Annotated in this window: 12 protein-coding genes; 6 read left to right on the forward strand and 6 right to left on the reverse strand. The window is 50.8% G+C overall.

Going from position 1 to position 10,393, the window contains the following annotated elements; translation table 11 throughout:
- The coding region (locus GTGU_RS00485; RefSeq protein ID WP_038153337.1) for an autotransporter outer membrane beta-barrel domain-containing protein at positions 1–292 on the forward strand (292 nt) is incomplete at its 5' end.
- A 67-nt stretch (positions 293–359) separates the two neighbouring features.
- On the opposite strand, the gene GTGU_RS00490 is transcribed toward GTGU_RS00485, so the two are convergent.
- Positions 360–554, reverse strand: coding sequence for a hypothetical protein (locus GTGU_RS00490; RefSeq protein WP_038153339.1), 195 nt, complete (start codon positions 552–554; stop codon positions 360–362).
- A 106-nt stretch (positions 555–660) separates the two neighbouring features.
- Here GTGU_RS00490 and GTGU_RS00495 point away from each other — a divergent pair, with 106 nt between their 5' ends.
- Positions 661–1,326, forward strand: coding sequence for a YecA/YgfB family protein (locus GTGU_RS00495; protein ID WP_038153340.1), 666 nt, complete (start codon positions 661–663; stop codon positions 1,324–1,326).
- Positions 1,327–1,350: 24 nt separating this feature from the next.
- Here the strand turns inward: GTGU_RS00495 and tyrP are convergent, their stop codons facing one another.
- From tyrP to GTGU_RS00515, 4 genes are all read right to left on the reverse strand, one after another.
- Positions 1,351–2,562 carry a tyrosine transporter TyrP gene (tyrP, locus tag GTGU_RS00500; RefSeq protein WP_038153342.1) on the reverse strand — a complete coding sequence of 404 codons (1,212 nt, stop codon included), beginning with the start codon at positions 2,560–2,562 and terminating at the stop codon, positions 1,351–1,353.
- Between the two features lie 152 nt (positions 2,563–2,714).
- Positions 2,715–3,212 carry a non-heme ferritin gene (gene ftnA / locus GTGU_RS00505; RefSeq protein WP_038153344.1) on the reverse strand — a complete coding sequence of 166 codons (498 nt, stop codon included), beginning with the start codon at positions 3,210–3,212 and terminating at the stop codon, positions 2,715–2,717.
- A 206-nt stretch (positions 3,213–3,418) separates the two neighbouring features.
- Entirely contained in the window at positions 3,419–3,757 is a 339-nt protein-coding gene (gene yecR, locus GTGU_RS00510; protein WP_038153348.1) for a YecR family lipoprotein, read from the reverse strand.
- A 105-nt stretch (positions 3,758–3,862) separates the two neighbouring features.
- The gene (locus GTGU_RS00515) at positions 3,863–6,028 is read right to left on the reverse strand and encodes an HD domain-containing phosphohydrolase (protein ID WP_038153350.1); all 2,166 of its coding nucleotides are present in this window, start codon (positions 6,026–6,028) and stop codon (positions 3,863–3,865) included.
- Positions 6,029–6,238: 210 nt separating this feature from the next.
- On the opposite strand from GTGU_RS00515, the gene GTGU_RS00520 reads away from it, so the two are divergent.
- Together GTGU_RS00520 and GTGU_RS00525 are read left to right on the forward strand one after the other, a co-directional pair.
- Positions 6,239–6,877: an RpiB/LacA/LacB family sugar-phosphate isomerase gene (locus GTGU_RS00520; protein ID WP_038153352.1), complete on the forward strand. Its 639-nt coding sequence runs from the start codon at positions 6,239–6,241 to the stop codon at positions 6,875–6,877.
- Between the two features lie 240 nt (positions 6,878–7,117).
- Complete coding sequence (locus GTGU_RS00525; protein WP_038153353.1) at positions 7,118–7,369, forward strand: DUF2766 family protein; 252 nt, start codon at positions 7,118–7,120, stop codon at positions 7,367–7,369.
- A 67-nt stretch (positions 7,370–7,436) separates the two neighbouring features.
- Here the strand turns inward: GTGU_RS00525 and GTGU_RS00530 are convergent, their stop codons facing one another.
- A complete protein-coding gene (locus GTGU_RS00530; protein WP_038153354.1) occupies positions 7,437–7,940 on the reverse strand; it encodes a non-heme ferritin-like protein in 504 nt (167 codons plus the stop codon).
- A 745-nt stretch (positions 7,941–8,685) separates the two neighbouring features.
- Here GTGU_RS00530 and GTGU_RS00535 point away from each other — a divergent pair.
- Complete coding sequence (locus GTGU_RS00535) at positions 8,686–9,666, forward strand: arabinose ABC transporter substrate-binding protein (RefSeq protein WP_038153357.1); 981 nt, start codon at positions 8,686–8,688, stop codon at positions 9,664–9,666.
- A gap of 71 nt (positions 9,667–9,737) precedes the next feature.
- A partial coding sequence (locus GTGU_RS00540; protein WP_038153360.1) for an ATP-binding cassette domain-containing protein occupies positions 9,738–10,393 on the forward strand: 656 nt, incomplete at its 3' end.

A 10,393-nucleotide genomic window follows, 5' to 3' on the forward strand; every position in this document is an offset into this window, starting at 1 on the left:
CGTTGGTGTGCGTCTGTACGGCCACGGTCACAATAAACTTGATGACGGTAAAGGCCGCACCTTCCAGCCGTTCGTGGAAGCCAACTGGATCCACAACAGCAAAGACTTTGGTGTGTCGCTGAACGGCGAGCAGGTGGAACTGGCAGGGGCCCGCAATATTGGTGAACTGAAAGCCGGTGTAGAAGGTCAGCTGACGAAGAACGTCACCCTGTGGGGTAACGTCGGTCAGCAGATCGGTGACAAAGGCTACAGCGATACCGCGGCGATGATTGGTATTAAAGCCTCGTTCTGATGATGTAACAGGCTCGCGTAAAAACAAAACCGGGGAACATGTTTTCCCGGTTTTTTATTTGCAAGCGTTAGTCAACATTATTGAAATAGTCGCGTGCGGCGACATCAATCTCTTTCGCGTCAATCCCCGTCTTTTGCGTTATCTGTTCGATGAACTGCCTGAAGTTCTCACTGCTCACATTGCCACCATCCCAGTGAGCGACATACATCGTACTCTGATACCGGTAGAAATGGATGGTGGTATTGCCGAACGTGTAATACATAAGCGTCTCCTGTGCAGGTTGTTCTAACAATATCCCCCGGAGAAAGAGAAATTTCTACCGGTTTTGATTAAAATGGCCACCCCAATTTTCTGAAGAGTATCCCGTAATGAAAACCGGCCCCCTGAACGAAAGCGAACTCGAGTGGCTCGACGACACGCTGGCGACACACGGCAGCGAGAAGTCTGTCCTTGATGTGTCTGAACTGGATGGCATGCTGACCGCCATTCTTTCGGCACCGCATGAGACAGAACCTGCTGACTGGTTGCTGGCAGTGTGGGGCGGGGCGGAGGCTGTGCCACGCTGGAGGAATGAGCGAGAACGCGATCGCTTTATCAATTTAACCCTGCAACATATGAACGATATCGCCGAGCGTCTTAGCGATTACCCGGATCAGTTCGAACCGCTGTTTGGCACTCGCGAAGAAGAAGGTCAGATCCTGACGATTGTTGAAGAGTGGTGCTTTGGCTATATGCGCGGTGTGGCACTGGCAGACTGGTCCGGTTTGCCGGATGCGAAACAGCAGGCGCTGGATGCCATTGCGCTGCACGGTACAGAAGAGAACTTCGCGCGTCTGGATAATTTCACGGCTGAAGAATTTATCGACAGCATTGAGAAAATCGCACCAGCGGCGCTGTCTCTTTTCGATTACTGGACGGCGCATCCGAAAGCCGCAGTAATGAAGCAGCCGGTACGCAACGATGCGAAAATCGGTCGCAATGATCCTTGTCCGTGCGGCAGCGGGAAAAAATATAAAAACTGCTGTCAGCAATAAAAAACGGCCGAAAGGCCATTTTTGTTATCCGACTGCCGGAAGCAGCCCTGCGGCGATACAACACTGCACCACAATTACCGCTATCCCGCAGGCAAACACCAGCCATAAGGCGATGTTACCGCCTGCCACGCGATACGCCGCCTCCGGGTGATGACGACGGCTGCGCATAACCAGCAGCGACGGGATCACCAGCGCCAGTATCGCCAGCGCGACGCCGGCATAGCCGAGCGCCATCACGAACCCGCGTGGGTAGAACAGCGCGAAGGCCAGCGGCGGCACAAAGGTAATCACGCCAGTTTGCATACGCCCGCGTACGGTGTTCTGACGCTGGAACAGATCGGCCAGATAATCAAACAACCCAAGCGCCACACCGAGGAAAGATGTCGCCAGCGCCAGATCAGCAAACAGATGCACGGCGAGCTCGACATGGGGCGATGCCACCACCTCGCGGATTGCCTGCAGCAAGCCATTCAGACCGCTGTTCGTCGCCAGTAATGCGTTAAACACCGGTGAGTCGATACTGCCGAGCGTCGCCAGTTGCCAGAAGATATAGGCAACCAGTGGAATAAAACTGCCGATGATAAACACGCGGCGCAATTTACGTACATTGCCATTCAGATAGCTGACAATGCTTGGCACGCTGCCATGAAAACCAAATGACGTGAAGATAACCGGAATGGCCGACAGCGCCAGCCCTTGCTCGACAGGCAGCGTCAGCAGATTGACCTGATGAATGTGCGGCAGTAACAGCGCCAGCATGATAATCAGGAAGATGATTTTGGCGCTGAACAGGAAACGGTTAAAGAAATCCACCAGCGAGGTGCCAACGCAAATAATACAACCGCCGACGAGGGTGAACAGCAACACCCCGGTAGCAGGCGACATGGTCACCGACAACCACTGGCTCAGGCTGGAAGCCAGCAGTTCGCCAGCACCGCTGATGTATGCCGCCGTTAGCGCATACATCAAAAATAACATGCTGAAGCCGGTCACCCACTGGCCGTAACGCCCGAGATAGCGCAGCGCCAGCGAACCAAGCCCGGTATCAGCAGGAACGTGTTGATAGACTTCCAGCAACAGCAGGGCGGTGTAACACATCAGCCCCCACAAACAGACCAGCAACCCCAGAGTGACACCAAAACCAACGCCCGCAGACGCCAGCGGCATTGCCAGCATCCCTGCGCCTATCGTGGTGCCCGCAACGATTAAAATACTACCCAGAATGCGGTTCTTCACGCTTTCCTCTGCAACAGAACGTCATAACAACAAAATATGCCGCGCAGCGTAGGGGAAATCTACCGCTTCGTCAAATCTGAATTACAGTGAGTGTACCGATAACTTTACGGCCTGGGCAGGCAGGCGGCAGTAAAAAACTGCCGCCGTCATACTTAGTTTTGCGCATCGAGCGTCGACAGTTCTTTGTCGATGAAATACAGCCCTTCGCCGCTTTGACCGACCAGCGACAGCTTGTCGATAACTGATTTAAACAGTTTTTCTTCTTCGTGTTGTTCAGCGACATACCACTGCAGGAAATTAAAGGTCGGATAATCCTGATGGGTCATGGCCGCATGTGCCAGTTCGTTAATTTTCTGTGTAATGAGCTGCTCGTGCTCATAGGTTTTACGGAACAGTTCTGCCAGTGATGAATATTCTTCAAACGGGCTTTGAATGGTATTAATACGCGGCAGGCTACCGGTATCCGTCAGATAATCAAACAGACGCTGCATATGTGCCATCTCTTCCTGAGCATGACGGCGAAGGAAGGCGGCAGCGCCTTCGAAACTGTGATAGCTGCACCATGCGCTCATCTGCTGATAGAGCAGTGAAGAATAGAGCTCAAGGTTCATCTGCTCATTGAGCTTTTCAATCATTTCAGATTTCAGCATCGCATTTCTCCGGAATAACAAACAGTTGAGGTTATTATGCGGCTCACTATAAATTGTTATCTAATTATTTGCAAAAGGTAAAATAAGAAAAGTAATTATTAAAAATACGAATGGGAATAACACGCATTGCCGACAAATAAGAAAAAGATAATGAGAATAATTCTGTTTTAAATAAAAGGCCGACAGTTTGTTGTCGGCCTTTTTTATTACCAGTACCCATTATATTTGGGCTGAGTTATCGCGATACCGCGGCACTGATACTGAATCGTCACGCTGTTATTAAGACACAATGAGCCGCTGGTAGTGGTGCAAGTGACGATGGGCTGCCCATAGCTGACGGCTGTTGCGTAGCCGAGTTGCTGGCACTGTTTCGTCGCCGTTCCGTTCGCCAGGTAGTCATCGGTCCGCGCGGACTGCAAAATGGCTTGCCCATAGGAGAGACGCACAACGCCGCTGTTTGCGTCCACATTACTGACTTCCGCCTGGCGCGTGATGGTGCAGGCGGATAACGACAAAACGGCAGCGGCAAGGAGAAATTTATTCATGGTATCGCTCTGAAAGCACAGAAATCTTCTTATCGTAACCGCCTGATGCGGCGGCAATCCGCAGAATAACCGCCGAATCGGTGCTTAGTTATCGCAACGGCGGCGTTAATCCGCACGTGCATCGAAGATCTCGCGGAACCGGGGGTGCAACTGGCGAAAGAGCGCAATGAGTTGTGGGTCAAAATGTTTTCCGGCGCCAGAGAAGATCACATCGCAGGCCTGTTCGTGGCTGAAGCCGGGTTTATAGACACGTTTTTGCCGCAGCGCATCATAGACATCCGCCAGCGCCAGAATGCGCGCTTCGATGGGGATCTCCGCACCTTTCAGACCTTCCGGATAGCCACTGCCATCCCATTTTTCATGATGGTAGTGAATGATATTTTCCGCAATGGCACCGAGGCCAAGCCCCTGAATAATCCGCCAGCCTTTCAGCGTATGAAGCTTCATTTCACTGAATTCTTCCTCTGTGAGCGGCCCTTCTTTGCGCAGAATACGCTCCGGTACAGCGATTTTGCCGACATCATGCAGCGAGGCAAAACGCTCGATGTCTCTCACTGTGCGATGCGGTAGTTTCAGCTCCCTCGCCAGCAGGCCGCAGTAGGCCGACACGCGCTGAATGTGGCTGCCGGTTTCATCATCATGCGCCCGGTTCACCTTTTCCATGGCTTCCACAATGCTGCGGTTTACCAGATGATTCTTCCTGATTTGCCGGCGCAACAGCAGCACCAGGAACAGGCTGAACAGCGCAGTAATCAGCAGGATTACGCTTATGACTTTGAGCGTGTTTTTGCTGATATCCAGCGTCGCCGGCGGCTCACGATGCCGCTCTAACTGGGCGCGCAGGCTGGAGATACGGTGGACTTCAGTTAACAATGAATGCAGTGGATGGCCCGGCGCGACCCAGGCGCCGATTTGATCGTCGGAGTGAGTGAGCCCCGCGACTTTAAGCACGCCGCGAAAAAGTTCATTGCCGCGCAGAGCCAGCTCCAGCGAACTGAGATCGCCAAGAATGTAATCGACGCGGTGATTATCTATGGCATCGAACAACGCATCGACGGAATCGACCGGCACCAGGGTGATGTCGTTACCGAAGCGCTGCCGGAGATACAAACTGGCGTATGAGTCGCGCAGCACCCCGACGCGCTGAAAACGGATCTGCTCTTCGTCGCGAATAAATGGCTCATCGATGCGGGTATACCAGGCATTATGCCAGGACTGCAACGGGCCGATGATGCCGCTGGTATGTAACGGATTCTGGTCATTAATGATATCCACCAGTCGTACTGGCCAGTTCTCCTGCCGCATGCGCGCGACGTAATTATCCACGTAATGCACATTTACTTTCATATGCAGTAATTCCTGCATATCGTGGATCATATCAATTGCAGTGCCGTGATAACCGTTGCTGTCCTGCCAGATGAGCGGCGCGAAGTTTTCGTTTTTTGGCAACCAGACATCCAGCGTGTTCTGATCAATCCAGGCGCTTTCCTGAGGCGTTAACTGGATGCGGCTCAGCAGGTAATTGCGTCGGCTGTTTTCTTCCAGTTGATGAAGTTTACCGTTCTGCTGCCATTCGCTGATTAACTGATTGATATTGCTGCGGACATTGGCAAATTCGGGACTAAACCCAATGGTCACTGGAATGCGGAGGTCAGGAAATGGACGGGAAATAGCATAATAGTGCTGGGTGTCATCCATTTCCGAATCGTCATTGATATAGTAATCCGCCTTGTCTTCGCGGAGCAGGTCAAAACCTTGCTGGCTGACATCCACGAGCAGCACTTTACCGAATTTCAGGGTCGGGTAACGTTTGCGGACCTGGTCAAACGTGGCGTCATTACGGCGGAAAATCACGCGCGCATGATCCAGGTCATCCTGGGTGTCGGCACTGCGTATCAGACTGGCGGCCACCACTTCATTATCGAATAACCGTACGGAGAGGATTTTACTGGCCGCGCGTTCTTCGGTACGTAATACACCCGCATACAGACCATAGTGATTCCCATTAAAAAGGCGGGTGATCTCTTCACCATCGACGGGATGCAACTGGAAGTTATAACCATACTTCTCATTAATGGCGCGAAAAAGCTCCTGATAATAACCCTGATAATGCCCATTGGCATCACGCCAGAATTCGAAGTTTTCGTCGTCATATAACCAGACAGGTACAGGCTTCGGCGCGGCCAACAGTGGTGTCGCGCAAAACAGAAAGAGAACTATCTGTAAGCCGTAAAGTGATCTTTTGAGTAACTGGCACCAGCGACGATTCACAGAAGCGATCCTAATAAAGCGTGCAGTATTCATCAGTCTAACGAACGGTTCACACCACGGATAGATCTTTTTATTAACTTTTTATCGTTATTTTAGCTGATTTATAAAACAGTTTTTCATTAAATTTGAAAGTTGGTTTATTGAATAGTAAGGTGTCAGCCTGTGAGCATATTCATTGCGGGTTTCCCCGCCGTAATCAGGAGTGAAAACATGAAGATTGCACTGATGATGGAAAACAGCCAGGCGAGCAAAAACGCCATCATCCTGAAAGAACTGAATGCTGTTGCCGGTGACAAAGGCTTTCCTGTCTATAACGTGGGGATGAGCGATGAACAGGATCATCACCTGACTTATATCCACCTTGGTATCATGGCCAGCATTCTGCTGAATTCAAAAGCAGTGGATTTTGTGGTGACCGGTTGCGGTACCGGTCAGGGCGCGCTGATGTCGCTAAACATTCACCCGGGCGTGGTGTGCGGCTACTGCATCGATCCGGCTGACGCTTTCCTGTTTGCGCAGATCAACAACGGCAACGCGCTTTCGCTGCCTTTCGCCAAAGGTTTCGGCTGGGGAGCGGAACTGAATGTGCGCTTTATCTTTGAGAAGGCGTTTACCGGACGTAATGGCGAAGGGTATCCACCGGAGCGTAAGGAACCACAGGTGCGCAATGCCGGGATCCTGAATCAGGTAAAAGCGGCGGTGGTGAAAGAGAATTATCTGGATACCCTGCGCGCTATCGATCCTGAACTGGTGAAAACAGCCATCTCTGGACCGCGCTTCCAGCAGTGTTTCTTCGAAAATTGTCAGGATAAAACCATCGAAGCATTCGTGCGCGAAAGACTGGCGTAACCTGAAGAACAAGGCAACCCGGCCATCTTGTCGCCGGGTTTTTTTTCGCTTTTTCGCGTGTTGACACTCGCGGAGAGTCCACAAACTATCAGGGCATAAATCACCAGCGAAGGCTAACGGCGTTGGTTTGCCTTCGCTGCTCAATGTCGGTGTCCCATTCCCTTTTTTATTGATCGTATTATGCCCCGCGTTATTCGCGTTTTAGGGTACTATGGCGCTCCGCAAAGAAGGAGTAAAAAAATGTCGCAACAACTTACCGCTAATGATGAACTGGTTTCAGACGTCGTCGCCTGCCAACTGGTGATTAAGCAAATTCTGGATGTCATTGACGTGATTGCGCCCGTTGAAGTGCGCGACAAAATGGCATCACAGTTGAAGTCGATTGATTTTTCCAGCCACCAGGCCGGGGTTGATCCGGTCACACGTCGCGCTATTCAGAAAGCGATTGCGCTGATTGAACTGAAATTTACCCCGCAGAGCGAGGCCCATTAATCCGGCGTCCTGCGGTCGCAGGGCACCGGGATTAACGGTATCAGAAGAAGAGTGTTCTGAGGAGCGATTAGTGTTGCTGGAATTTCACGACATTCAGCAGATGCTGATCAGTCTGTTCCGGACAAAGACCCGCCTGCTCAGCGCTGCGAACTTCTTCCAGAATCGTTTGCAGTAACAGGCCATCCTGTTGCTGCTCTTTTTCCAGTAAGTGGAGAAAATTCAGGGTTTCGCCATCCTGAATTTTCTGCGCTTCGGCGGTCAGCGCGGAGAGCGTGTGGCTGCGCTGTTGATGTTCTTCAAGTGATTTCAGAAACAGATCTTCCAGCGTGGAACAGGTGGCGCCAGAGGTGTCTGCACCTTTAATCACCGGCCATGCACCGGAGGTTTTCATAAAATCAAACATGCGCATCATTTTAGTCACGTTTGCCTGTGCCTGATTACGCAGGAAAGTGGCGGTACCGTCCAGATGATGCTCACTACACCATTCGCTAAAACGCAGGCAAAGGTTAGAGGCGTAGAATTCGAGGTTCATCTGAGCGTTGAGTTTTTGCGCCATTCCGTTGACAGTCATACTAATATCCTAAATTACATAGAGAAGTCACGCGCACGGCAGCTGTATACAGCGCGAGTGCACTCGAAATAATAAACGTAATAACAAAAGAAATGTCGATACAGAATATGGTTTATATCGGCGGAAATAATAATAGCGCGAAATATTGGATAAGAAAATACCTAAAGTTTGCTATTTACGTTTCGTTACAGGAATGAGGAATTACCAAATTTTAAGACATATTCTAAAAAATATAATCTGTAAGAGGCTGATATATAATGCAAAGATATTATCCGTAAAATACAAGTCGGATAATATGACAAAATAATGATTGTTACCGGTAAAATAAAAGAAAATCCTGGCGAAATATTTCGTTAACTGGATGTTGCCCTTGCGATCTTTTTTGCCATCTGACTAAAACCTTTCAGAAAAATTCTCCGCAATGGGTGACACAAATGCCCTGGACGCCATGCGCACAGGCCAATGAGGATAAGTTGGCTGATCACATGGATTATTCTGTCATGGCATGATGTTATTGTATGATGATTACGTTAAAAATTATGTCATATCTCGCTAAATCTATGCACTCAATTACTGTAATTCTGCGGTGTGATGGCGCTCTCTTATGGATAATTAATTTCCCGCTATTAATAAACTCACATGGGCATTGTTGCTGTGATCGATGCTAATGCGTTGTTTTATGTCCGAATAAATTCAGAAGTCAGATTTTTCCCTACATAAAAGAGCACTAAAGCTGGAGTTTACCATGCACAAATTTACTAAAGCACTGGCGGCGATCGGTCTCGCTGCGGTTATGTCACAATCGGCTATCGCAGAGAATATGAAACTGGGTTTTTTGGTGAAGCAGCCGGAAGAACCCTGGTTCCAGACTGAATGGCGCTTTGCCGATAAAGCCGGTAAAGATTTAGGATTTGATGTCATTAAAATCGCCGTACCTGATGGTGAGAAAACGCTGAATGCGATCGACAGCCTTGCCGCCAGCGGTGCAAAAGGGTTTGTTATCTGTACGCCAGACCCGAAGCTGGGGCCAGCCATCGTGGCGAAGGCGCGCAGCTATGATATGAAAGTGATTACCGTCGATGACCAGTTCGTTAACGCGAAAGGTAAACCGATGGAAAACGTCCCGCTGGTGATGATGGCGGCCAGTGAAATTGGCGCCCGTCAGGGACAAGAGCTGTATAAAGAGATGCAAAAACGCGGCTGGGATGTCAAACAAACCGGCGTAATGGCCATTACTGCCGATGAGCTGGATACCGCGCGTCGTCGCACTACCGGTTCTATGGATGCGCTGAAAGCGGCAGGCTTCCCGGCAGCGCAAATCTATAAAGTGCCCACCAAATCTAACGATATCCCCGGTGCATTCGATGCCGGTAACTCCCTGCTGGTTCAGCATCCTGAAGTCAAACACTGGCTGGTGGTCGGTATGAATGACAATACCGTGCTGGGCGGCGTTCGCGCCACCGAAGGGCAGGGCTTTAAAGCCAACGACGTTATTGGCATCGGCATTAACGGCGTGGATGCAGTGAACGAACTGTCAAAAGCGCAGGCTACCGGTTTCTACGGTTCGTTGCTGCCAAGCCCGGACGTGCATGGTTATAAGACCAGTGAGCTGCTCTACAACTGGGTTACCAAAGGCGCTGAACCGCCGAAATTCACTGCGGTGACCGACGTTGTGTTGATCACGCGTGACAATTTCAAAGAAGAGCTGGCGAAGAAAGGGCTGTAAAACGCACACCTGCTGCCCCGGCGTGAGCGCGGGGCAGCAGGACGCGTGCTGAACTTACTGGCGGAGTCGTTATGCAACAGTCTACACCGTATCTCTCATTTCACGGCATCACCAAAACATTTCCCGGCGTGAAAGCACTGTCGGATATCAGTTTCGACTGCTATTCCGGACAGGTTCACGCGCTGATGGGAGAGAATGGCGCCGGAAAATCCACACTGCTTAAAATCCTCAGCGGCAACTATTCGCCGACGGCCGGAACCCTGCGGATCCGCGGTCAGGAGATGGCGTTTGCTGATACCACCGCTGCGTTGAATGCCGGGGTAGCCATCATTTATCAGGAACTGCATCTGGTGCCTGAAATGACGGTGGCGGAAAACATCTATCTCGGGCAATTGCCGCATAAAGGCGGGATTGTGAATCGCTCGCTGCTGAATTACGAAGCGCGTCTGCAACTGGAGCATCTGGGGCTCAATATTGACCCGGAAACGCCGCTGAAGTATCTCTCCATCGGCCAGTGGCAGATGGTGGAAATTGCCAAAGCGCTGGCGCGTAACGCCAAAATTATCGCTTTTGACGAACCGACCAGTTCGTTATCGGCACGCGAAATCGACAACCTGTTCCGCGTCATCCGCGAACTGCGTAACGAGGGGCGCGTTATCCTGTATGTCTCCCACCGTATGGAGGAGATTTTTTCCCTCAGCGATGCCGTGACCGTCTTTAAAGATGG

The sequence above is a fragment of the Trabulsiella guamensis ATCC 49490 genome, assembly GCF_000734965.1.
GTDB lineage: Bacteria > Pseudomonadota > Gammaproteobacteria > Enterobacterales > Enterobacteriaceae > Trabulsiella > Trabulsiella guamensis.